The sequence below is a fragment of the Escherichia sp. HH41S genome (genome assembly GCF_009820115.1).
Lineage (GTDB): Bacteria > Pseudomonadota > Gammaproteobacteria > Enterobacterales > Enterobacteriaceae > Escherichia > Escherichia coli_F.
Window position 1 is genome coordinate 1 of the sequence record NZ_VNXE01000065.1, and the last position, 23138, is coordinate 23138.

At 45.5% G+C, this 23138-nt stretch carries 19 protein-coding genes; 10 read left to right on the forward strand and 9 right to left on the reverse strand.

Going from position 1 to position 23138, the window contains the following annotated elements; translation table 11 throughout:
- Positions 1 to 158 precede the first annotated feature (158 nt).
- Entirely contained in the window at positions 159 to 2543 is a 2385-nt protein-coding gene (locus tag FQZ95_RS13210) for an Ig-like domain-containing protein (RefSeq protein WP_160530288.1), read from the reverse strand.
- A 446-nt stretch (positions 2544 to 2989) separates the two neighbouring features.
- Here FQZ95_RS13210 and FQZ95_RS13215 point away from each other — a divergent pair, with 446 nt between their 5' ends.
- On the forward strand, positions 2990 to 3871 hold the full coding sequence (locus tag FQZ95_RS13215) for a RepB family plasmid replication initiator protein (RefSeq protein ID WP_032206658.1): 882 nt from the start codon (positions 2990 to 2992) through the stop codon (positions 3869 to 3871).
- A 282-nt stretch (positions 3872 to 4153) separates the two neighbouring features.
- Entirely contained in the window at positions 4154 to 4489 is a 336-nt protein-coding gene (locus FQZ95_RS13220; RefSeq protein WP_160530289.1) for a hypothetical protein, read from the forward strand.
- A 628-nt stretch (positions 4490 to 5117) separates the two neighbouring features.
- Here FQZ95_RS13220 and FQZ95_RS13225 read toward each other — a convergent pair.
- The 4 genes from FQZ95_RS13225 to FQZ95_RS13235 form a co-directional block, all read right to left on the reverse strand.
- The gene (locus FQZ95_RS13225; protein ID WP_160530290.1) at positions 5118 to 7574 is read right to left on the reverse strand and encodes an Ig-like domain-containing protein; all 2457 of its coding nucleotides are present in this window, start codon (positions 7572 to 7574) and stop codon (positions 5118 to 5120) included.
- Between the two features lie 426 nt (positions 7575 to 8000).
- The gene (locus FQZ95_RS26160) at positions 8001 to 8177 is read right to left on the reverse strand and encodes a hypothetical protein (protein ID WP_097311372.1); all 177 of its coding nucleotides are present in this window, start codon (positions 8175 to 8177) and stop codon (positions 8001 to 8003) included.
- A 14-nt stretch (positions 8178 to 8191) separates the two neighbouring features.
- Positions 8192 to 9880 (reverse strand): DUF4942 domain-containing protein, encoded by a 1689-nt coding sequence (locus FQZ95_RS13230; protein WP_097311371.1) that lies wholly within the window; start codon positions 9878 to 9880, stop codon positions 8192 to 8194.
- A gap of 239 nt (positions 9881 to 10119) precedes the next feature.
- Complete coding sequence (locus FQZ95_RS13235; protein WP_097311370.1) at positions 10120 to 11277, reverse strand: DNA-binding protein; 1158 nt, start codon at positions 11275 to 11277, stop codon at positions 10120 to 10122.
- A gap of 359 nt (positions 11278 to 11636) precedes the next feature.
- On the opposite strand from FQZ95_RS13235, the gene FQZ95_RS13240 reads away from it, so the two are divergent.
- Positions 11637 to 12461, forward strand: a complete 825-nt coding sequence (locus FQZ95_RS13240) for a DNA adenine methylase (RefSeq protein WP_097311369.1) — start codon at positions 11637 to 11639, stop codon at positions 12459 to 12461.
- 14 nt (positions 12462 to 12475) lie between these two features.
- Here FQZ95_RS13240 and FQZ95_RS13245 read toward each other — a convergent pair whose 3' ends face one another.
- The 4 genes from FQZ95_RS13245 to FQZ95_RS13260 form a co-directional block, all read right to left on the reverse strand.
- The gene (locus FQZ95_RS13245) at positions 12476 to 13297 is read right to left on the reverse strand and encodes a hypothetical protein (protein WP_097311368.1); all 822 of its coding nucleotides are present in this window, start codon (positions 13295 to 13297) and stop codon (positions 12476 to 12478) included.
- Between the two features lie 269 nt (positions 13298 to 13566).
- Positions 13567 to 14286, reverse strand: coding sequence for a hypothetical protein (locus tag FQZ95_RS13250; RefSeq protein ID WP_097311367.1), 720 nt, complete (start codon positions 14284 to 14286; stop codon positions 13567 to 13569).
- The gene (locus FQZ95_RS13255) at positions 14283 to 14483 is read right to left on the reverse strand and encodes a hypothetical protein (protein WP_097311366.1); all 201 of its coding nucleotides are present in this window, start codon (positions 14481 to 14483) and stop codon (positions 14283 to 14285) included. Before FQZ95_RS13255 ends, FQZ95_RS13250 begins: the two co-directional genes overlap by 4 nt.
- Positions 14484 to 14500: 17 nt before the next feature.
- The gene (locus tag FQZ95_RS13260) at positions 14501 to 15577 is read right to left on the reverse strand and encodes a hypothetical protein (protein WP_097311365.1); all 1077 of its coding nucleotides are present in this window, start codon (positions 15575 to 15577) and stop codon (positions 14501 to 14503) included.
- Between the two features lie 535 nt (positions 15578 to 16112).
- On the opposite strand from FQZ95_RS13260, the gene FQZ95_RS13265 reads away from it, so the two are divergent.
- From FQZ95_RS13265 to trhB, 7 genes are all read left to right on the forward strand, one after another.
- Positions 16113 to 16988 carry a RepB family plasmid replication initiator protein gene (locus tag FQZ95_RS13265; RefSeq protein WP_097311364.1) on the forward strand — a complete coding sequence of 292 codons (876 nt, stop codon included), beginning with the start codon at positions 16113 to 16115 and terminating at the stop codon, positions 16986 to 16988.
- A 1596-nt stretch (positions 16989 to 18584) separates the two neighbouring features.
- On the forward strand, positions 18585 to 18938 hold the full coding sequence (locus FQZ95_RS13270) for a pili assembly chaperone (protein ID WP_097311362.1): 354 nt from the start codon (positions 18585 to 18587) through the stop codon (positions 18936 to 18938).
- A 51-nt stretch (positions 18939 to 18989) separates the two neighbouring features.
- Positions 18990 to 19307 carry a type IV conjugative transfer system protein TraL gene (locus tag FQZ95_RS13275; protein WP_160471632.1) on the forward strand — a complete coding sequence of 106 codons (318 nt, stop codon included), beginning with the start codon at positions 18990 to 18992 and terminating at the stop codon, positions 19305 to 19307.
- 11 nt (positions 19308 to 19318) lie between these two features.
- Positions 19319 to 20104 (forward strand): TraE/TraK family type IV conjugative transfer system protein, encoded by a 786-nt coding sequence (locus FQZ95_RS13280; RefSeq protein WP_160530291.1) that lies wholly within the window; start codon positions 19319 to 19321, stop codon positions 20102 to 20104.
- 2 nt (positions 20105 to 20106) lie between these two features.
- Positions 20107 to 21345, forward strand: coding sequence for a TraK domain-containing protein (locus tag FQZ95_RS13285; protein ID WP_097311359.1), 1239 nt, complete (start codon positions 20107 to 20109; stop codon positions 21343 to 21345).
- Between the two features lies 1 nt (position 21346).
- Positions 21347 to 21787 (forward strand): plasmid transfer protein HtdO, encoded by a 441-nt coding sequence (htdO, locus tag FQZ95_RS13290; protein WP_097311358.1) that lies wholly within the window; start codon positions 21347 to 21349, stop codon positions 21785 to 21787.
- Positions 21777 to 23135, forward strand: coding sequence for an IncHI-type conjugal transfer protein TrhB (trhB, locus tag FQZ95_RS13295; protein WP_097311357.1), 1359 nt, complete (start codon positions 21777 to 21779; stop codon positions 23133 to 23135). The genes htdO and trhB overlap by 11 nt, the downstream gene beginning before the upstream one ends.
- Positions 23136 to 23138 lie beyond the last annotated feature (3 nt).

Genomic DNA, 23138 nt, shown 5'->3' on the forward strand with positions numbered 1-23138 from the left:
TCCGTCTATATCAGATGGGCGTCTAAGTTACCAATTCTCGTCTGATGGCTACATACGGCGGTCAGTTTACGCTTACAAATTAGCCTGTTCCGTTTCTATCTGATTGCGTTAAGACATCATGAAAAGGCCCCGTCATGCGGGGCATGAGTTGGTTGTGTTTACTGGATTTGCGGCAGCTCGATCATGAAGCTGGATTCGCCGACATTGCCGCTGGTGGCCGGGAAAATGGGGATCAGGACGCCATCCCCCTTCCCGAAGTCTATACTTATGTCTTTCGAATCCTCGGGTACGACAGTCACCCCATTCATACTGACCGCGAAAGCCGCATCTTTACGGACCGTCAGCGTGCCGGTCTGCACTCCTGTGATCAACGAACCATCTTTCTTCCGGATGCTATTGGTCCGCAGATACGCCAGCGGTTGGTTATCTGATGTCTTCAGTCCCATGCCCACGGCCAGCGTCTTGATGGTATTAAATTCAATCAGGTTGTTCGGTACATAGCGGAACCGGCTGGTCTTTGTGGTGGCGTTTCCAGCTTCATCCATAGCTACGACAGTCAACAGGTAGGAACTCGCGTCGTCTGTCGCGGGGAAGATACGCGGGTAGTTCAGTCCATATTTGTCGGTTCCCTGGCTGTACCAGCCTACGCTGACTTTATCTGACGTGGGTCCGCCGCTCAGCGTAATGTTCTTCAGAGAAGCTTTAGTCATGTCATCGCTCAGGGTGATCACCAAGTTTTCCAGGCCTTTGACAAGCGATCCGTCAGCTGGTTTTCCTTCAAAGATGATACCGACGACTGGCGGCGTCACGTCATGCAGGATGGTGCTCGATAGCTTCAGTTCAGCCGTGTTGTTGTAGGTGTCCGTCGCAGCACCCGTTGCAGTGTATTTCCCGGAAGGTAACTTACTGTAGTCAAACGTCACTTGCTTCAGCTGGTAGTTCAGGACTGCGACGCTTTTCGGCGACAGGGTTGTGACTTTATTACTGGTATCCTTCAATGAGAGGTTGAAAATGTTGGTGGCCCACATATAGGTGGTCCAGTCGTTAGTTACGTCGCTGTCAGTCACCAGCATAACGACTGTTTTATCCAGTGGGTTGGAAACAATACTGTTGATGACAGGAGGATTCATATCCCAGTAGGTATAGAAATGCGACTGAAGTCCACCAAGATTAGCGTAAGTACCGGTCCCTTTCATATGAATTTGGTACGGACTATAGCCTTTACCGCTCGTCTTACAGTAATCCATGCTGACTAGACAACTGCTCTCCCCCACTGCAACATTGCAGCTACCAAGACCTATGATAGTGGCGGTTTGCACATACGGGCGTGGTTCAACGTTAACACGGCCCATATCAACGCAATCCGGTCCAGTAAACCTGACAATGTCGGTCGGTGTCCAGGAATTGCCTTTTTTGAAATGAAACTGCCCGGATAAATAACGTGGAGCTTCCGGCACACCGCTGCCGAGAGTAAATTTCAGTGTACTATAATTGATATTATTGTTCAGACCAGCCTTGGTAAACCGCTCGTAGTAAACATAGGTCTCTGGGTAACTCACCGTGACTTCAGTATAAAAGTAGGTGCTGTCAGAATTAGTAATCTGATCGATCCAGCCAAAATCAGTCCCGTTAAAATTTGTTGAGTCCGATTTAAGGCGTTTGAACCGGAATTTTACCGGGTTTTCATAAATGGTCATGCCAGGAACATAATCTTCCCAGACGCCTGTTTTCGCATTCCGCACCTGATGTTGAATGTAGCTGGGGACGGTACGATCAATACCAGAACGGTGCGATGTCTCAGTCCAGTTACCAGCTTTGTCATAAACACGAAAACCCACGGTGTAATACGCCGGACTGACAGGTGCAACCGTGCTTCCCGCAGCCACTGCGGCCAGCGCCTGCACCCCCCCCGTCAGCGAATTCAACTGGGCATCAACAGAGCGACGGACGCCATTACTGTCGATAGCGAACCACTCAGCTTTATGCAGACCGGATCTCGCATCAGATACGTTTAATAACGAAATGGCTTGTGTTGCGGTTCTGTCGCCGAAAATATCCAGACTACCGTACTGGAAACCAGCTCTGATCCACTGCATCGGGTTAGGTAGAACGGGCGGCGTGGTATCAATGCTGAAGGCGTAGCTCGTTGATGCCACGACATTTGACTTATTGTCGAGGGTTTCAGATTTAAGAGCAAAAGTCCCTTCGCCAAGTACAGGAAGCTTTATGGATTTCCCGTAGTACTCACTGCCATCTGCGGCGGTGATCCTGTCGGCTACAGTCACAAGGTCAGTGACGCTCTGGAACATCTGCACATTATCTGATGAACGCGTCACGGTAACGCGCTCGTAGCGGTCGAGACCTGATATCAGGTTCAACGTAATTGCACTGCCCGGGTTTAGATATTCTCTGGACGGTTCAGCATTTACTTTCGTGCCGCGTGTATCAGTATACGAATAGTTGTACAGCTGTGCTTGGCCGTAAAGCGGGAACAGCAATGCTGCGTAAACGGCGGCGATCAACGGACGTGGGCTAAGTTTCATTTCGGATCTCCTGGTTGGCTAGGAAATTTTACCCGAATCGTTTTCATCGCTAGTACGTTAAGAGGGAGAAATGTTCAGTAAAACAACGCCAGTTTTTGCCATTTTTACAAGGGAAGAAGTCTGCTAATGCAGTTTTTAGAAAGGATCGGAACTAACTCACATTTCGATCAGGATGTACCATGACGTCTCAGAACATAGTTATCAACAGGATAGAGTAATAATAAAGATCAATAGAGGATCAATATCAGATTAAAAAGGAATAACGATCTTCGCAGCCCAGTGATATCGAGCCTCTCAGCGGATCGTCATCCACTGTACAGGGGGCGAAATACACTATGCCGGGTAATCCATCCACTGTACAGGGTGCATAATCCACTATACCGGGTGGATTCGATACACTATAGCGGGTAGGATGTAGATCTTATGCACAAAACGGATCTTTCTATATGTCCAGTAATAACAAGAAGTTATCTCTTGTCATTGAAGAGTCCCAAAAAGATTCCGGGGAAGTTATCCAACTTTTTCCCACGCTAAGACAGACCATTCAGCCGAAAGTTTTACTCCGTCTGGGGGTGTTTGTGCCGACACTGAAATCCACGGATAAGGGTGGTCGGAAGAATCACCGCATAGATGCCACTGAACCCCTTTCGAGATTATCCATTGTCGAGGGTGAAGGCTACAGCCAGATCCAAATTTATGGCCCACGGCTCGACATGGACTCTGACTTCAAATCATGGTGTGGGATCGTTTATGCATTGTCTAACCGTCCGCTCGACTCGGAAGGTCAGTTGGTGCTGAATTTCCCGGAGTTTGCGAAGTTCTGCGGTTTTGACACCAAGCGCATTGATAAACAACTTAGAGAGCGTTTTGATGCCTCATTGACGCGTATTGCCCGTACCAGTATCTCGTTCGTTAAGAAAAAACCAGGTACAGACGATCAGATAACGATAAACATGCACCTCGTGGAATCGACGTACTACGACAGTTCCACCGGGAAAATCGTCATCAAGCCAAATTCGAAGCTCAATACGCTATATCGCGTCGACGGTAAAACTCGACTCTACCTGAAGACATTGCAGAAACTGGCCCGTAAAGAGTCCGCACAGGCCCTGTATCTGTACCTGGCTGAGCTGCCAAGCACTTTCTACCGTATCGGGTTCGACCGTTTGCGTGAACGCCTGCAACTGTCATCACACCTCGGCAACCAGAATGCCACGGTGAAAAAGGCGCTGGGCCAGCTTAAGGAGATCGGTTTTCTGGAATACTCCATAGACAAAGAAAACGGCGATTACGTACTGAATATATTGAAGAGAAACATGAAGCCATGATCGCTGCCCGATAACACAGTTGTCTGTGCTACCCTGTACAGTGGATCTCCACTACACCGGGCGGTGTCAGCACTATTACCCTGATGCAGTCACCTTTCTTCTTCCTTTCCCTGGGCGACCTGTGTGTTTTTCTACCAAAAAAGTAATCTCTACCCGGTTCAGTGGATCTCCACTACACCGGGTGGTGTCAGCACTATTACCCTGATACAGTCACCTTTCTTCAGCCTTTCCCTGGGCGACCTGTGTGTTTTTCTACCAAAAATGTAATCTCTACCCGGTACAGTGGATCTCCACTACACCGGGTGGTGTCAGCACTATTACCCTGATGCAGTCACCTTTCCCTGGGCGACCTGTGTGTTTTTCTACCAAAAATGTAATCTATACCCGGTTCAGTGGATCTCCACTACACCGGGCGGTGCCAGCACTATTACCCTGATGCAGTCACCTTTCTTCTGCCTTCCCTGGGCGACCTGTGTGTTTTTCTACCAAAAATGTAATCTATACCCGGTACAGTGGATCTCCACTACACCGGGCGGTGCCAGCACTATTACCCTGATGCAGTCACCTTTCTTCTGCCTTTCCCTGGGCGACCTGTGTGTTTTTCTACCAAAAATGTAATCTCTACCCGGTTCAGTGGCTCCACTGAACCGGGTAGAGTGGATGAGAAGTGCCGCGAATCGGTTACGGGGAATGTGTTGGTACTGACTGTAAAGGTTTACCCGATATAGTGGATCGTGTCACTGGCGCCCTACCGGATAGCGTGATAGTACGGTTAGAAAACCGTACCCGGTACAGTAGATCGTGAATGGTGAATAGCCTGATAACGCAATTAAGCTGAAGTGAAAGCGTACCCAGTATAGTGGTGCCACCGAAACTGCATACCCGAAAGCAGAGAGGAGGATCAGCACCCGGTATAGTTTAACTCCATGCTGAACCGGTGTTTGCCGCTAGTGGCTTTGCCACCATCACCATGACTGGCACTGGCCGCAGGACTCGCGTGCTGGATGCTGGGTATCCTCTATGGCGGGTGAATGATGTGTTGATCCATTCTGACGGGTAGGTGTATGGACAGATCCGCAGTGAGCGGCAGACCCGTATCATTTGCGGTTTTACTGACAGGAGAGCTGGTTATCCACAGAAACGGTGTATAATCCTGTGTGTGCCGTCTGGATAAGACGGGATAATCATAATTGCGGCGGCATCACCAGGAAGAAGTGACCCGGTACCGGGTCACTCGATCCTGCTTTTACTTCAGTTCCTCGATATTCAGCATAAATTCAGATGTTCCGCTAACGCCGGAAGTTGACGGAAAAATAGGGAAGCTGCGGCTGTCACCCAGACCGAGATCCAACTGAACGTTTTTGCTCTCCCCTGGTGCTGCTGAAACCCCATTCATCGTAACGCCGAAGGCCGCATCCTTACGCACCGTCAGTACCGCATCTTGTCTCCCGGTTGCGATAGAACCGTCCTTCTTGCGTAACTGGCTGGCATACAGTACAGCCAGCGGCGTATTGTCGGACGTTTTCAGGGCGGCACTGACGGAGATGGTCTTCAAGTTTTCCAGACGAACCAGGTTGTTTGGCAGGTAGTTAAATTCGACGGCGCTTTCTTTAACGTTGTTCATCTCGTCTTTGGCCTGCACAGTCAGCATGTAGGTTTCGCCGTCATTAAGTGACGGGAAGATCTTCGGGTAATTCGGAGCATAAAGATCATTTCCGAGTTTTACCCAGGACAACTCAACAGCATCAGATACAGGTCCACCGCGAAGTGTCATTCGCGTTAACGTGGGTTTGGTCAGTGTATCTGCAAGCTGAATGCGAACGTTTTCCAGACCGTACACCGTCACGCTGCTGGTGATAGGTTTGCTTTCGTAACTGATACTAATGGACGGTGGCGTGTTATCAACCGTCACGGTTTTGTAGGCCATGCTCCCTGTGTTTCTGAAAGAATCCTGGGCATTGACCTGCACGTTATAGCTACCCTCCGGGATCTGCTTCAAGTTGAACTCGTAGGTATAGTTCCCGCTGGCCATATTGCGGCCCGTTTGTTTTCCGGTCACGCTGATATCCGCGTTATTTCGGGATTTGTCGGACAGCCACACCCGGCTCAGTTTAACATGGTCGAAATACGATCCGTCTCCCGGTTGGTTGATGTAAATCTGAAGGATGTTGGTCGTATCATTGTAGTCATAGCCGGTGACCGAGGGCCCCAGTGTATGCCAGACGACGTTTTCCCAAGTAGGCATGAAGAAGGTGGATTCTGTTGTGGAACGTACTTCATAGCCACTGTGCAGATAGCCGGTGGTACCGTTTGTAATCGCCTTTGTCAGGGCGACGGTACACGACGTTGACCCTGCTGGGATGTTGCAGGTGGCGCCGCCAGTAATTTTTTGGTCGTAGGGCCTTGCCTGCACATTGAAACGGATCTGGGTCAGGTTCACCGGCATATCTGAAGCGTTGATGAATTTCCAGTCAACGCTGTTGAACCAGGTGCCGTCGGACATCTGCCGCTCAATCGCAGGATACCCCCACGCAGGGCTTTTTACCGCCGCCGGGTCCCAACTCAGCCAAGAGGCGTACTGAGTCAGATCGCCACCGGACCACTGGTACGTGTTCACCGGGCGATAGTAGTTTCCATCCAGATTGCCCTGAGGTAGCTTCACCTCCACGTACACATAGGTCGAGTCTTCTGAAATAACCTGAGCACCGCCATAATTGTTAAGAATGGTGATGCCGCCGTTACGGTATGGCTTCCAGTTAGTTCGGGGAATCCGAATGACCATCCGGTACGGGTTTCCGAGTACAGAGAGACCCCGCACAAATGGTACGTACCCTGATGAGATCCCCGGGACCACACTCGTACTAACACGTGAGTCGTGGACCGCAAAGGGTGTAAATTCGCCAATCTGATCATCAAACAAAAAGCGCTGCGGAGGGATATTCAGCGTATTTCCGGCTGTATCCGTGATGATGAAATTGAAGGTAAATTCTTCATTCAGATCGCTGGAAGGCATGCCTGGCTGAGTGCCCATGTCGTTGATCCAGGGGTAGAAGGCGCGTTTATTCGCCGCGTCGTAACTGAGCACGTTGTCGGACACGATGGTGCCATTACTGCGCTTGATGACAAGGCGGATCTTGTCGATGCCATTCGAATCTTCAACGCCATCCGCGAAGATAGAAAACTGACCTGACCCGCCCCTACCAAGCTCCCAGAGCGGACCACTCAGGACCATGCTATATCCCGCGTTCTGGCTAGGGTAAATACTGGTGTACTTTGGCGCCGTGGTATCGATGGTGAAATGATACGTTGAGGAACTGACAACGGCTTGCTGGAGATTCAGCGTGTCGTTAACTACCGTGAAGGCCCCTTCCCCGAGAGCGGGTAACGCTATATCTTTACCGTAATATTCCGTGCCGTCGGCGGCCACAATGCGATCGGAGACGCTTATCTTTGACGTCAGTGAGGAATACATGACTTTTTTGTCACTGTCTCTGGTCACACTCACTCGTTCGTACCGATCGAGGCCTGAGATTAGATTCAGGGTCAGTGTGCTTGCCGGATTGAGATAGCTCTGCGTGGCAGGCTTAGTCGTCTTTGACAGCTGATTGGTGTCGGTATACGAATAGCTGAAAATCTGAGCCGCCGCCGGATAAACTGAAGCGATGGTCGTGCCAATTATGCAGCCTGTCAGTATTTTACGCATGTGATGCTCCCGGGATGTATTTTGTCCCTATTTTACGAAAGATTTATTTCTGGCATTGCTGTTAAACAGGGATATTTCACGGCATAAAAAGTCTTATATTGGCGTTATAAAAATAGTGTCTGGTCTGAACATATCGAACAGGCAGCACACTTCACCGTAGCGGATGACGGAGGAAGAAAAGTAACTTTTCTTCCTGTGAAGAAAATCGAAAAGGCAGAAATTGGGGCGGTTAGCAGAAAGGAGGAATTTTAGATTCCGGTAAAGTCAAGGCATGGAATAAATAGACGTGTGCCTTAACGTGTCTACCGAAACCGCTGTTAGACGGGGGGGAAGGTCTTAACCACTGTCCCTCTGAAATCAATCCCCGCTCACTGGCAGGGAGTCCCATTAAGGCCGCTGGCACCGTCAGAACCAATACCCACCTGGTTAGTCTTCAAACCAGGGCGAATCGGCAGCGTTCGCCGATTCTTCACTTTGCGGTGACTCCCCCAAGAATTGCACTTCACGTACTGGTTTACTTTGCCCCAGGCTCAGCTGGAAATCATCCATCATAAACTCAACATCATCATGGCCCTCTGGCAGGCCTGGTGAAATTTCAGACATTGTCTTTCCTTCAGTTAAAGGCATTCTACATACAGAACGCGGACGGAGACGGCAGTGTTGTCAAACTCGTTATCGAAGGTGTCCAGCCATTCGGCACGGAATCCATCGCCCAGCAGGTTATCGATCCCTTGAAGGGATAGCGGCAGGACGGCCGCTAAACGCCCGCCGGAAACCAGATGAGATGAAGCAGCCAGCAGATGCAGTTTAGCCCGGTTGTCAGCAAAAGGTGGGTTCATCACTACGCAGTCGAATTTCTGATTGGGGTTCGCCGCCGACCAGGCCAGAAAATCAGCCTCCGTGGTATCGTAACCTTTAGCCCGAGAGACCAGACAATTAAGTGTATCCAGTTCGATACCGGTTACGTTGACACTCTTGGGGAAACATTGCAGCAAATCCCCGTGTCCGATGTTTGGCTCAAGCAGCCGTTCCCCCTCTCCGACCGCAATAATTGATGCGGCGTATTCACTAAGTCGGGCTGACGACGGGTAAAATTGGTGAGATACAATATCAGGCATGGCGCCCATATGGCCGATAAAGCGCATCACTTCGGTCGGGTCATAATCAAACGTCACATCGTAGCTCGTCACCCGGGCGCCGAGAAACCGCAGAATCTCCGCGTTCACCTGCCGTGTTTTATCAGCGTACTCACCGGCATAGCCGAGCGATGTCCAACTGGACCATTCCTTTCTAAATTCCTTTTCAATCTGAGTGAATTCCAGCTCTGAGAGCTGCATACGCGAATGAAAATCGATGCATCGTTTCAGTGCCGGGAACTCCTGTAACGTCGCTCTGGAATGGGCCGTGCGTTCAGTAGGCAGAGCCAGAGGGACGATGGTAGCAAGAATGGTGTTAAGTCGTTCGGCGATATCAGGATGCACATCTATATGCATCGATCCGTTTTTGTAAACCCGAAAACGAATACTATTGCCATCCAGGCTGATCCAATTTCTGAACCCTACTTGCTCAACCATATTCTCAACCATTTTTTTCGTGTCATAGACCGGCTTAACTGTTTCTCCACGGAAATAAGAACAGATAACCCGCAGCTCCGACAGTGGCATGAGTCCTGATTCTTTGAATTCAACTTTCAGTTTTACCCACTTGTCTTTCACCCCTTCACAGACGCCGACAGTGATCATGCGGGTTGAGAAACCAAACGCTTTATTGGTTTTGTGGTGACGGCTCAATGAGTGAAAAACGTCATAGACGCGATCTTTAATGAACTGATGACGGTCATTGAGCAATGCGACAACCGTGGCAACAACTGCGTCGAGTGTAAACTCAGGGATTTCCTGCGGAGGTCGATGATAACGGTCAGCAGTAAATTGCTTGTCCCATTCGTCCTTCTTTTCGTCAGACATCACAGACAGCACATCGGAAAGGGCCATGACTCGCTTCCAGTATTCAGAACGCAGTGCGTTTTCTGCGTACTGGGTGTCAGCTTCTGAAATGAGATGGTTATGACCGGAGAGGTAGGAATAAAGTTTCTGATTTCCACATTTTAGGAACTGAGCGGACATGGACTTCAGCAAACTAAGCTCTTCGTTATAGGATTTGACCTGGCTGGCAATGACGTTGAGCTCTTCCCGCATTTCGGGCAGAAAGCTATCCTCGTTAACACTAAGGCCAGTATGAGGCATATAAGCGGCCAGAGAGCTCCCTGGAGCATCCATTGGCGGGAAATAAGATTCAACAGCAGACATAGCACCAGTCCTTTCTGAAGGGTTTATCTGTTTGAAGGATAACAATCTTGATCAAGAAGCTAATAGGTTGGCCGACACTAAAATATTGAAAGTAACCCTGCGGAAAGTAGTACAGACAGATGCGGTTTTAATGAGGATAAAACAGGCCGGAACCAGGATAAAAAAAGCCCCTGCTAATTAGGGGCAATGGGCGTGAGCTACTTCTTAATATGAGCTTCTCATATGTTGAAATGCTTAATTCAAGCCTGTGCTGGTGGTGCTTCAGATTGCGGTTCCCCGCCAGTATTTGCTTTTTTCTTGGTTCTGTAAGTCACCTTTTCCCCTTTCAATCGCGCTTGCCGATTTTCAACCCGTCGAAGCTGCTTGTTTTCCGCTTCAGTGATCTCACTTTGCAGGTTCTTGAGCATCTCCAGCATACTTCTGTTCAACGTAAAGGTAATTTCTTCATCTTCGCTGGAGTCTGTCACCTCGGGTAGTTGGATATCACCGAGTTTCTGTAACAAACTCGTTGTAATGAGTTTGACCCCTTCCACGGCTTTTGTTGCGAGAACAGGTGGAACGCGTGCAGGTTTAAAATCGGAAGGGACAACACGGATCTGACCGCGTGGCGTCTTCTTAATCACGATACCGCTTGAATCAGCCTTTTCAAGCTCGGCGATCATCTTTTCGATACGCGAGATGGCTTCCGTTTCACCGAACTCATCAATAAGGGATAGGACAGCAACATAGGAAATGGCATCGGCATGGATTAATTTTTTGATATAGACAGAGCATCCAGTCAGGCGAATGAGAGCAGCAATGGTTGTACTACTCTTGCCCTCACGTTCGGCAATACGGTCAAGCGACCATCCGCCCAGCGACTGAAGACGCCTGTAGGATTCACCCAATGCCACTGGAGAAAGCGCCAGACTACGGTTTCCGTCAATTGTCGTCAGTTCACAACTGATCTCATCGGCTTTCATCTCGATGCAAAGAACGGTGAGGTCAGTATGTCCTTCAGCCTGAGCCATTAAAGCCGATTTTAAACGGCAATGGCCTTGGCGAACGTACGGAATACCGTCTTTGATCAGAACGCGGATAGGGTCAACATAATCACCACGGATGTACGCACACTTGATGTTATTGAGATGATCTACGACTTCCGGCAGTTGGTAATAAGCTTCTCCCATACCCATCTCACGGGAGTTGAATCCAGGGGTGACTTGAATCACTGAAGGGTTGATAGCCCATGCTTTTTGTTCAGTGACCTCATTACAAAGGTCCGGGTTCGCGTCGCGGAACTGCTTCATGCCACTTACGAAGCGGCCGGAACCTGTCACTGTTGAAAATGACACGAGGGGTGATTTAAAGACCCGTGAGTTAGTTTGCTGTTGGGAATCAGTCATCAGATCACTCATAGATACTCCGTTGTATTCTTTTTAGTCATACCTTTCATCTGTGCGTGAATACTACCGGGAAAAAAAGTCTCACTTTTTCGTTAAAAAGGTATTTTTGGGTTCTATTCCGAATTTAACGAGGAAAAAAGTTCTGCTGCTCAGACCTAAAAGATAAAATAAACCATTAAAAACAAATAAATACTCTTCTAAAGAAGGAGCGTATCTTTTTCCCAAAAAAGTGAAAAAAATATCAATCATGTTGGAATGAAAATCTCATCCACAAATTCCTCGATTTTTCCTTGCTTAAACCTTGTTGGTAGCAGCCTAGCTTTCGGTACCATAAGGGTGACATAACGACACTGCTTAAAGGAGAAGATGCGTTGCGAAAACATACACCAATAATCAAATGGGCTGGGGGTAAAACCAAACTGATGCCGTTCCTCAGCCAGCATTTCCCACATGATCAGAGCCGACGCTGGATTGAACCATTTATCGGTGGCGGCGCCGTGTTTCTGAACATGTTTGCCACCGAGGCACTCCTGGCAGACAGCAACCCAGACCTAATCAATCTGTACCGCAACATCCAGCGGAATAAACCGGCATTCATCAGAGAAGTGCAGCAGCTGGCAGAAAGGCATTTTGAAGAAGAGGATTACTACGAACTGAGGAACACGTTTAACAATACCAGCGTGGATGATGCCCCGCTGCAAAGAGCTACGCTGTTCTACGCTATGAATCGACTCGGATATAACGGCCTGTGTCGTTACAACCTGAAACGAAAGTTCTCTGTTCCGTGGGGAAAACGATACCAGTTCACTCTGGATACCCAGAAAGTCGATTACCTCTCATTCAGGCTTTCGGGCGTTGAATTGAAAGCCGCAGATTTTGGCCAGACGCTGGAGTTTGCAGGTGGTGGTGACCAAATCTATTGTGACCCGCCGTATGACAAAATCAGTAAAACCAGCTTCGTCAGCTATGATGGCATACCATTCGATAAGAGCGCACATGTTAAACTGGCGGATATGCTGGTGGATGCTAATCGTAAAGGGGCTTCAGTGGCCATATCCAACAGCATGACTCCCTTTACGCTGGAGCTCTATGAAGAACGTGGTTTTGATATTCATACTCACAACGCTTATCGGTCTGTCGGCAGTCAATCAAAGGCGCGAAAGAAGGAAATAGAAATTCTGGCCGTCCTTCGTTAAGTGGCGGTCAGTGGTTAGTCGATCGTGCTCATCCATTCCTCGAAGCTCAGCACTTCGGAATGGTCCCGGCTGGCATAAGGAATAAACTGAAGCTCTTCAATGGATCGCTCCCCTCTCTTACCTTCGCAAATAAACGATATGAGCCCCTGATCTGCAAGTTGGGTAAGAACATTCATGATTCGTACGTTCACCGTATGCAACTGAAGATCATTCACGATGTCGGTAATTTTGTGTGAATGGCGTCGGGACTTTCGCAAATATTCAAAGATGACAAACTGAGCATTACGACGCTTCAATAATTTTGCAGTCATAAATTCCTGAATTAATCCCCCCAGTAACACCAGGAACGGACGAAGTACCCCAGGGAACGTCAACGTATAAGACTGCGATGTTTTTATCAGGGTGAAGGACGTCAGGAAGCTGAAGCTCAGGCGCTTCTTTGAATACGGGATATAAACGACCAATGTAGTCGACAAGTGAGTAAGTAATTCTTCCAGATGATCCAGCGTGATCATGGCTGTTTTATCGGTATTACGCAGCCCGTGATAATCAATAAATGCCACTCTGGCACGACTCAGCCACTCGTGAATGCTAATGGATACAGTGAACGGTGTATTTTCATCGGCCGAAAGAACGTCGTGCTCAGCGAGCTGGTTATGGATAAGCATAGACAGCTGGTAAAATGGGAAGCGGCAGGATGGATGACACTGTAGGCCAGTTAGCGTTAGTTTTGCGTTATCCGAGTCATTGAGCGGAAAAGTAACTTTTCGGGAAATAATTTTTGCTGACGTTCTTGCTGACTTGCGGATGAACCCAAGTCCAAGATTTTTTTGCATACATCACTCCGTTTTAACAAAAATTCCTTAACCTATATGTTAAGAAAAGACAAAAATTAAAAAATATAATTAATAAGATTATCATTTTTAATTTAAAAGATTAGTTAATAACGCGTGTTGAATTTAAAAGAAATCGGCATATTTTCGGAGTGTGAAACCGGGTAAAAACCCGATGCGTGAGCAACAGATTTGACGTGAGTGAGTCGGCACGACAGTGCCGAAAGCTGGTGGCTAATGAAAAAAATCTCTGTATTTGAGAGTTCCGGTCACTAGACACTAGGCAATGCTGTTAATTTAAACACTGTCAGTAATGCGTAGGGTACTGAGTCAAAGTAGTGGATCTTTCTCACTTTTCCGGAAAGATGATACCTATGCCCCAATAAAACGTGATCCTGCACATTACCTGTCAACGCGAATCCATCATTCTGCTTTTTGCCCGTAAAAGTAAAAAAGTAGCTACGAGAACTTTTTGAAAATGCAGCTCGCACTTCTGTAAAAATAATATCAATATTAACTACATCACCAATGTTGAAAGAATGTTCAATTGGAAAACCTGCGTTTTCTGGCAAATCTTTAGAAACAGGCTGGTATGTCGAGTAGAAAGACGTCAACTGACGGACTGTTAAAAAGAGATTGCTGTTTAACTGCTGCGAAATGCTTACTGCAAACTTAGAATTGTCAGCTTGCAGCAATGCTAAATGCTCGCTGTGCCTCCGTTTCCAGGCTTCAAGATCGGGATTGCAGCGAAGTTCCGGAATAGTTTCAAGGAATTCAATGGACTCTTTCAGTACCAGCTTTTCCTCTGTGGCTGGAGACGTTTTGGAGCCATTACATGCCACACAGACGGCGTTCGCAATCTCTCCCGCCCCTCCGCAATCAAAGCACTCTCGGGTGATTACGGCGTAATAGTGTCCATCGTTTCTATAGTTAGGCTTTACGGATGATGGCAGTAAATAACCATCCTGAGTAAAAAAAAGATAATGTTTCATTTTTTAAGGTTCCCCAGTCGATCCTCCACGATAAGTAAAGCGTTAGTCACTTTCTGTACGTATTGTTCGTGCCCTTCTTCAAAGTGATCAAAACGCTTTCCAGATTTGATATCTTCAATGTTGCGCTCGAGGGTAGCTTTTGTAATAAGTAGATCGTTAAAAGTATTAATGACGGGAAATTTTGCAATATTGTCCATAAAAGGTCCTTAGCTTTCTACTCACTTGTTAAAAGGTCACGAATTTCATGTAGTTCGGTAACCTTAGATTTTGGAATGATGATAGCAGTGTTTTCATCATTCAGAAGGCTCAATACTAGCTGGAGTTTTGCTTCATCTAGAGTGATCTTTACACTTTCAGTTGTTTTTGTGATTGAAGTGCTGCTGATGTTCATAAATAAATTCGAATGTTGTCCATCGAAAATTAATTGGGTGAGTTTATTATTGTCGTTTAACTCTGGAACTACATTATCAATCAGACCGATAAATTCAGTTCTTAAGCGTTCAGTCTTTTTATGAGAAAGACGTTTGATACCCAATGAACTACGAGTGATGGATTTTGTTTTAACTTCCTCATGAATAACATGAACAGGGTGTATTTCCGTGTTATCGAGTTTCGCATCTTTTGATACTTTTGCAACACTTGTTGTCTTCGATAAAACAGGTGTTGGTTCAGATGATGGTACTAAAAGAGAACACGATTCCAAATGTGCAAGGACTTTTACATGGTCATTGGCATACTTCAACATGATCTCAATCGCGAGTGTTTTTTTAATAAGGTTTAGACTGATTAAACGTTGTAGTTCTAAAGGCATATCAAGGATTTTAAGCTGATTACGAATAGCAGTGTTAGAGCGCTGATAGCGCATAGCAAGGGATTCAACGGTAGAGCCTAGCTTCATGGCTTCTGCGAGTGCGTAAGCTAATGCTACGGGATTAAGGCCGTTATTCCTGTTTCCATCAAGGTTCTCCAGGTATTCCTCATTTTTATCCTTATAGTGCATAACAACGACTGAAATGAGCTGGATGTCAGCTCCTTCCGCAAGAGCAAGTGATAGTGCTCTGTAACGGCAATGCCCCTGTCGTACAACGTAATTGGAGTCTTTCTTTACGACCTTGATTAAATCGACTCGTCTGCCATCTTTATAGGCTTGTTTGATAGAAACAATGGCCGATTTTACTGGTTCCTGTTCGTAACAAAGATCACCAATTACCGCTTCACGTGGATTAAATCCAGACTCGATAATTAGAGCTTTAGGACTGATTTCAATAATCTGATAGTCGCAGTGATTCATATAATCTCCTTTTTATTACATAATACAATAATTGACTTGGTTTCAAATAACTCACAAGTAAAAATAATTAACTCAGATCGTCTGAATACATATTTTATTATTCCAGAATCAGGCCGTTTTAATTCTAAGATTTTTATATCTGAATAGATTGAAATTAATATTTTTGAAGAGCTTCAGATTGATTGATACTTCTTCCGACTGTATTCCCTGCATGGCTTGAGTCCAATCCTGAAACTTTCAGGCCCGTTTGGTTAACAGATGGAATTTATTCCCGTTTTCCACAAGTTAGATCAATTCTTTAGATCAATAGAGATCAAGAGAGAACAATAAAGATCACCGTTGTTGCAACTAGATGATTTTACAAGAGAATATAGATGATCCGGCATTCAGATGCATGCAAAAAGCATTTGATTGAATAAGAAAAGCATTTACTTGAATTGAAAAGGCATTTAGTTTAATACGAGAAAAGCATTTGCACGAATAATCTATTCACAGATAAATGCATCAAGAGATAAACCATGGTGGGTAAATTTAAATGAGTGATAACAATGAGTTAACGCATCCTTTTGATGTGACCAACACGGAGACAGGGAAGACTTATCAACTGAGTCCAAACTCTTCGAAATCGGTCCAACCCATTGCCTTACTGCGCTTAAGTGTTTTTACCCCGGTGGGAACTAAAGAGAAGAGATACAGAAATTTTGAGGTTGACGCTTCTGATGAGTTGTCGAGCATGGAGCTGGCCCGTTCAGAAGGATACGATGACATCCGGATCACAGGTCTTAAGCTTTCTATGTCGACCGACTTTAAGTGTTGGCTCGGTTGCATAATGGCGTTCAGCAAATATGGTTTCGCCTCCGAGAAGATCACATTGTCATTCAATGAGTTTGCAAAAATGTGTGGTATCAGTTCGACAAACATCAACAAGCGAACCCGCTCTCGATTTCAGGAAGCGCTAGCAAACTTAGCTTCCGTTGTGATTTCTTTCCGTGATTCCAAAACTGAACGCTTTACTGTCACACACCTTGTACAGAAAGCTGTGATTGATCCTAAGAAGGATACTGTAGAGCTGGTGGGCGATCCCTCAATGTGGGAGCTTTACCGGTATGATCATAAAACCTTACTAAGCTTGCAGGTTCTTTCAGTTCTCGCTAAAAAGGAGGCTGCACAGAGCCTGTACATATATTTTGAGGCGATGCCTGCCGGAACGTTATTTGTGAGCATGAAGCGTTTGCGTGAGCGGCTTCTGTTGACAACACCAGTACGAACTCAGAATCAGATCATCAGAAAGGCTATGCTGGAGTTAAAATCAATAGGATACCTTGAATATCAAGAAGTTAAGAAAGGTAGAGATATTCAATTCCAGATATTTAAGAGAAGTCCAAAGCTTGCTCTTGCAAAGCAAAGCTGATCCTCAAGGTACAGAAAACAGAAAAGTAACTTTGGATGTTATGAGGCGAACGTGCATTCATCCAAATGCTTTTTTTGGAAGCCTTTGCTGATATGAATACCCTTCCCTGCTTCCTATCCTCCTTTTGTTTCGGCTCCCGGGAACTTATTGCTTAGAGCGATGCTAAATCCAACAAATTTCCTCTGTGTAGGTTAAGACAGTTTAACCTATTGAATCTGCGATGGTTTATTCAGATAGCATTCGTCCAGATGCCTTTAGCTACAAATTAACCTTCATCATGTTTGCATCGTGGCTTTACGCGCAAAAATCCCAATCCTTCTGATGTCACCCTGCGATTTGTACAGAAAGTTAATGCCTGTAATCGTCTGGGGCAGAGTCATGACAGATGGTATTTGATGAATACACAGTCCAGATTACTCCCCCTAAATCCTACATAAGATAATGAAAATAAACATGAATTTATAGCTTATGACATAGTGGTGATGAAAAGCATTTGCTTCAATGGTGTAAGAAAAGTGACTTTTGATTAAAAGCATTTGCATGAATGGGATAGTAAAAAGTGCCTTTGGTCAAAAAGCATTTGCATGAATGGGACAGTAAAAAAAGTGCCTTTGGTCAAAAAGCATTTGCATGAATGGGACAGTAAAAGGTGCCTTTGGTCTAAAAGCATTTGCTTGAATGGCGCCGTAAAGGTGTCATTGATCGGAAAGCATTTGGATGAGTCGGATATGTAAAGTGTGCCTTTTACCAGAAAGCATCTGAACGAATGAGCTCCGGTGTGGTGTCTGTAGTCGAAAAGCATTTGCATAAATGGGACAGAGTAAAAGATGCTTTTTACCAGAAAACATCTGAAGAAATGGTTTCCATAGTGGTGTCTGTAGTCGAAAAGCATTTGCATAAATGGGACAGAGTAAAAGGTGCTTTTTACAAGAAAGCATCTGAAAAAAGGTATCCGGAGTGGTGTCTGTAGTCGGAAAGCATTCGGATAAATGGGGGGAGGAATGTAACTTTGGCCGAAAGGCATCTGCGTTAATGAGTCCGTAAAAGGTGTCATTGAACGTAAGGCATATGGATTAATCGGATCTGAAAAGGTGCCTTTGCTCGGAAAGCATTTTTATGAATGGGTTCCGGAGAACTGTCTGAGGTCGAAAAGCAGTTGGATAAATGGTGTTGGAAAATGTGATTTTAGCCGAAAGGCATGTGCATGAATGAGACTGGGAAAGGAGCATTGGTTGGAAAGCATTTGGATGAATGGGGGCGACACAGGATTCGAATGAAAAGCACTTGTATCAATGGAGGAAAAGTGACTTTTCTAGAATGAAATCCTTGATTTGAGCTTTCTCGAATATTGGGTTTGATCGGCATCATAAAAATGCTTAAGCGATAGATGATGAACTTCTTCGCCATAAAGTTAAATAATCTTTTTCACTTTCTTCAATCCTTTATACACGCGGGATTCACATTTGACATTCAAAGGCTAAAAAAACACCAAGTGCAATTAAGGTTAAAAAAAGGGTGGTTAAGAGAAAAATGAAAGGAAAATAAAAAGTATTATGCAAATGCGTTTACGTGACCTCAAATCAATACGGAGTAATTATGGAACTGACATTGAATACTAGCGTTAAAAGAGGACAAGCGAATGCTTTTGCATTTCTGAAGTCCAAACAAGCAAAAGTGGCTTTGTTTATTCTCCTGTTTTTAGCAAGTTGCAGTTTAGCCTATGCGGGGTCCGATGACGGGGCCTTCGGCGATATCTGGTCTTACATGAGTGAAGCCTTAACTGGTGCGCCGGGTAAAATTATCGCTTGCGGCATGTTGTTCTCCGTAGCTTATTTCGGAGTTGTGAAACCTAACCTTGGTTTGGCGCTGGTATCAGCATTAATGATGCTGATAATGGCAAACGGTGAAAAAATTATCAGCTCATTCCTGGATGCTGGTATCCCGCTGTGATTTGTTAGAACAATAACGATGAGGGGGATATTCCCCCTCTCTGGAGTTTTTATGACAAGTCAGTACGAGGTACCGCCACATACTTATCGTTTCCCTTACAGAATTAATATGCCTTTGTTAATTCTATTCTGGGATGCAAAGCAACTGGGTATAACTTTCGTGACTATCGCGAGTGGTAATATTTTTGACTTCTTTATAACTTCTGTAGTTATTGCTGTGGTGTTTTGGTTTGCATATAAAAAAGCTTCTGAAGAAGGAGTTAGAGGTAAACTCAAACATAAGCTGTGGTGGTACGGCTTGTTACCGGGAAAATCAGTGTTTAGTAGTCGTTACTTTACCGATCCATTTATCAGAAACCTCTATTCTTGATGGAGCTAAGAATGAAACTTCTCAGCAGACTTAAAATTCCATTCATCAAAAATGCCAGTAATGGCGATTTTGATAAAAAGGAAGAGACTTTGCAATCTGGAGGCGAAGAAGCAATAGGACGTTTTCGGGATTCTAAAGCTCGCTTTAGTAAGGAAATTGAATCCTCTGAAATTGGAATTACTTATAGTGCATTGATTAAACGTGATGAAAAACTCATACGCGTCAATTCAATTGCAATGTTAATCATCGCAGTTTTAGTGGTAAAAAATCAATTTTTTACTGACCCTGTGACTATTGTGCTTCCGCCGAATATGACGGAAGAAGTTAAAGTCGTAGGAAATAAAGCCTCTGAATCATATAAGACGCAGTGGGCTTTATTCTTCAGTACTTTAATTGGGAACATAAACCCAACAAACATAGGCTTTGTAACAACAACTATATTGGATGCGCTTTCTCCGGATTTACAGGAAAAAAACCGGGAATCATTACAGCAGCAGACCAACATAATGCAGGCGCGTGGTGTTGAGCAGTCATTTAAACCGATCGATATGTATTATGACACCAAAAATGACATGGTCTACGTCTGGGGAACAAAATCAACCCGTTTGATTAATGTTCCGGACAAAACTGAATCATCAAAATGGACATTTGAATGGGTGCTGGGAATGAAAAACGGACGGCCACGCATAGCCTATGTTAATCAGTATTCAGGTACGCCAAATATTAAGAAAATTACAATCAACGGCAAAGAACAACTGGCAACACTCGATAATCCGCCGCCGTCAACAGGTAATTAATTATGACTTCTAAAAAGGGCTTTCGCTATCACGCGATTACAGCAATGATTTTTCTGGCAACTTCGAATGTAGTCTTTGCTGAAGACTATCAGTTACCGGCGACAGTAAATAATCCCGTTGTTATGCCTGTCGGGGCCGATGATTTTCAGAACGGTATTAAAAATGCGATTATTAAAGATACTGGCAACGTCCCCGGGACTGAGACTACACAAACAACAAAACCGACCACTGCTTTACCAAGTCTATCTCCTGCAAGCAGCGCCTCCCCTGCTGTCAATGAGATAACTGAGGCGTTATCAAAAAACCCGACGCTTGTCGGTTATCAGCAACAGGCAAAATCTGGTAATTTTGATAGTTATGGAAGACCGGCAGGGAAAGAATCTCAACAAAATGAACAAAACACCAGAGCCCCTTCAAAATCAGATGAGCTATATGTTGAAGCGCGTAATCGGTACAAAGAAGTACAGCGAGTAAACGTCCCTCCGGGCGGAAATATTGTATTGCCGGTTTCACGTGGGCTGCAAAATAGAATTTCAACTTCATTTAAAAACGCATCTGTAAGTACTTCAACGCCAATTGATGAAGCAAGTATTTTCGTTAATGGCGGGGATGTATTTATTTCAACAAATACAGATAAGCCAATTGGAATAATGCTTTCAGAAGATTCAGTCCCTGAATCGACTTATAACCTGACACTGGTACCGCTGGATGTACCTGGAGCAATGATTTCAGTTACAACATCTTTGAGCCCGACAATGCAGGCGAAACGTGAAAACTCTCTGGATAAACATAATTATGATGAGATGCTGGCACGAGCACAATCAGAAGAGTTGACTCCCTCTGACCCACGGCAGGATGACCATAAACAGAGAATCATTGATTTGCTGACTCCGGTTGCACTAGGTGAGGTACCTTCTGGTTTTAGTCTACAAGAAGACCGGTTGTCACGTATACCGAGCTCAGAGCAGACCCCATGTAATTTCAATATGTATTCCAAGTTAGGGCAAAGGCTTGTGGGCTCTCGGGAATTGATAGATGTAATTCTTGTAAAAAATGACAAGCCTTACGGCCAGGTTGTGGCTGATCAGCAATGTATAACTGAAGGTGTAATTGCAAGCGCTTTGTTCGATAAAGCATTTCTTCAGCCTGGGGAGGAGACCGAGCTTTACATTGTGCGGGATAAATTATTTAAAGAGCGTCAGACTCGTGTAACCACACGCCCAAGCCTGATTAAAAGATAAAATGAGAAAAGCTACTTTTCTTACAGGGAGCTCGTTTGGTCTGGTTGTTTTTCTGTGTACCAGTTATTACTACCAAACTGAGTACATTCCAAAAGGGACTGTAAATATAGTTCCGGACGACCACCTGGCGGGTGAGATTGCTGAAGATGCCTTTGTAGAACACACGATAATTATAAGCGACCCTACCCTCTCGCAGAAATTTGTTGGAAGTTCAACCGAGTTTGAAGCTCGGCACGGAGTTAATGAAATTAAAGGAAATGGTTCTCGAACTAATGGTATGAATTTAGTCCCTGTTAATTCTGATAATTCAGAATTGACGGTTAAAGATAAATGGCCCAGAGCGGGTGAACCTTATATCGTGCCTCAGATGACAGAAAACGAACGAAATTTGAAAGTTAAGCGATTCCAGCAACCAAAGAGTGGAGCTAATAATGGACATTAAAAATGCCTGGGAAAATAAAACTGTCAGAATCTCAGTAATTGGTGCTGCGTTGATTATTCTGATGATTGTTATCACTCAATCAGTTTTTTCCACTCCGGCTAAAAAAGAGAAGAAAACTCAGAAAAAAGATCTACAAACAGGTTTCCTGATTGATGATTCACAAATGAATAAGCTGAGTAATGAGGAAAGCCAGAAGACTTATAACGAAATGGTCAGGCAGAACCGCATTGATCAGAATGCTGCAAAGGCTGACCGGGAAAAAGCCGAAAAGGCCCAGCAAGAAAGTAAAGTACAGATCGCCAACCTCGCTTCACAAGTTCAGCAACTCTCGACGCAGTTGAGTGACATTCAGACTTCGCGAAATGGTAATCGTAATCTCGACACTGGTGGGGCACGCAGAAACGTAAATGAGCAGGCACCAGTAACGCCTTATCAGCTTAACCCAAATGCTGCTGTGAATGGGGTCAGTTCCGGATACGCACAGATCACTCCGACCCGAAATAGTCCAATGCGGACGATCACGCAGAGTTCAATAAAGACAAGTGGTACTGATGGTGTCATTCAAGTTATGCCTATTTCAGAGAACCGGATAAGGGAGGGCCGTGAGGTTGTTGCTGGCGGTGAAAAGGCCCCGACTCGTACTATTCGCGGTGATGGGACTGCTCCTGTTGATAGTAAAGCTCGCCACGCGGCCCGTAAGGACGAAATGTTTCTCCCTGCGACGTCAATTATCACTGGGGTGCTAATTAACGGTCTGGAAGCACCAACGAGCCTGTCCTCAAAAGCTGAACCTATGCCGGTCACAATGCGCATTAAAAAAGACATTATCATGCCAAACAATTTCACAATGGATTTGCGAGATTGCAATTTATTAGGTTCAGCTGTGGGTGATCTAGCGTCACAGCGAGCATACATCCGAGCAACATCAATATCTTGCGTGAACTCGAAAGGAAAAGCTTTCGACGTAAAACTTGAAGCATACGCAGTTAGTGAAAACGACGGGAAAAATGGAATTCGTGGAAATCTGATAAGTAGAAATGGAAATGCGATCGCTGGTTCTGCATTTGCGGGAGGCCTGTCAGCACTTGCTGGTAGTCTGAGCCCATCTAAAGTGTCTTCGCTAGATATCGACCCTAACTCAACGGCTCAATACCAATCGCCAAACGTTGGGGCATTAGGAGCGCTGGCCGGAGCCGGAGCAGCTCAGGGAGGACTAAACCGTCTTGTGGACTACTACACATCAATTGCTGAACAGCAGTGGCCAATAGTAGAAGTTAGCCCGGGGCGCCCAATTACGTTTATCGTTCAATCAGGCGCAACAATACCTACAAACCTGACGAGCCGCTGAGGT

Bases quoted from the DNA above. Each gene is read 5' to 3' on its own strand.
- FQZ95_RS13210 (WP_160530288.1), bottom strand. From the start codon at position 2,543: ATGAAACTTAGCCCACGTCCGTTGATCGCCGCCGTTTACGCAGCATTG.
- FQZ95_RS13215 (WP_032206658.1), top strand. From the start codon at position 2,990: ATGTCCAGTAATAACAAGAAGTTATCTCTTGTCATTGAAGAGTCCCAA.
- FQZ95_RS13225 (WP_160530290.1), bottom strand. From the start codon at position 7,574: ATGCGTAAAATACTGACAGGCTGCATAATTGGCACGACCATCGCTTCA.
- FQZ95_RS26160 (WP_097311372.1), bottom strand. From the start codon at position 8,177: ATGTCTGAAATTTCACCAGGCCTGCCAGAGGGCCATGATGATGTTGAG.
- FQZ95_RS13230 (WP_097311371.1), bottom strand. From the start codon at position 9,880: ATGTCTGCTGTTGAATCTTATTTCCCGCCAATGGATGCTCCAGGGAGC.
- FQZ95_RS13235 (WP_097311370.1), bottom strand. From the start codon at position 11,277: ATGAGTGATCTGATGACTGATTCCCAACAGCAAACTAACTCACGGGTC.
- FQZ95_RS13245 (WP_097311368.1), bottom strand. From the start codon at position 13,297: ATGCAAAAAAATCTTGGACTTGGGTTCATCCGCAAGTCAGCAAGAACG.
- FQZ95_RS13250 (WP_097311367.1), bottom strand. From the start codon at position 14,286: ATGAAACATTATCTTTTTTTTACTCAGGATGGTTATTTACTGCCATCA.
- FQZ95_RS13255 (WP_097311366.1), bottom strand. From the start codon at position 14,483: ATGGACAATATTGCAAAATTTCCCGTCATTAATACTTTTAACGATCTA.
- FQZ95_RS13260 (WP_097311365.1), bottom strand. From the start codon at position 15,577: ATGAATCACTGCGACTATCAGATTATTGAAATCAGTCCTAAAGCTCTA.
- FQZ95_RS13265 (WP_097311364.1), top strand. From the start codon at position 16,113: ATGAGTGATAACAATGAGTTAACGCATCCTTTTGATGTGACCAACACG.
- FQZ95_RS13270 (WP_097311362.1), top strand. From the start codon at position 18,585: ATGGAACTGACATTGAATACTAGCGTTAAAAGAGGACAAGCGAATGCT.
- FQZ95_RS13275 (WP_160471632.1), top strand. From the start codon at position 18,990: ATGACAAGTCAGTACGAGGTACCGCCACATACTTATCGTTTCCCTTAC.
- FQZ95_RS13280 (WP_160530291.1), top strand. From the start codon at position 19,319: ATGAAACTTCTCAGCAGACTTAAAATTCCATTCATCAAAAATGCCAGT.
- FQZ95_RS13285 (WP_097311359.1), top strand. From the start codon at position 20,107: ATGACTTCTAAAAAGGGCTTTCGCTATCACGCGATTACAGCAATGATT.
- htdO (WP_097311358.1), top strand. From the start codon at position 21,347: ATGAGAAAAGCTACTTTTCTTACAGGGAGCTCGTTTGGTCTGGTTGTT.
- trhB (WP_097311357.1), top strand. From the start codon at position 21,777: ATGGACATTAAAAATGCCTGGGAAAATAAAACTGTCAGAATCTCAGTA.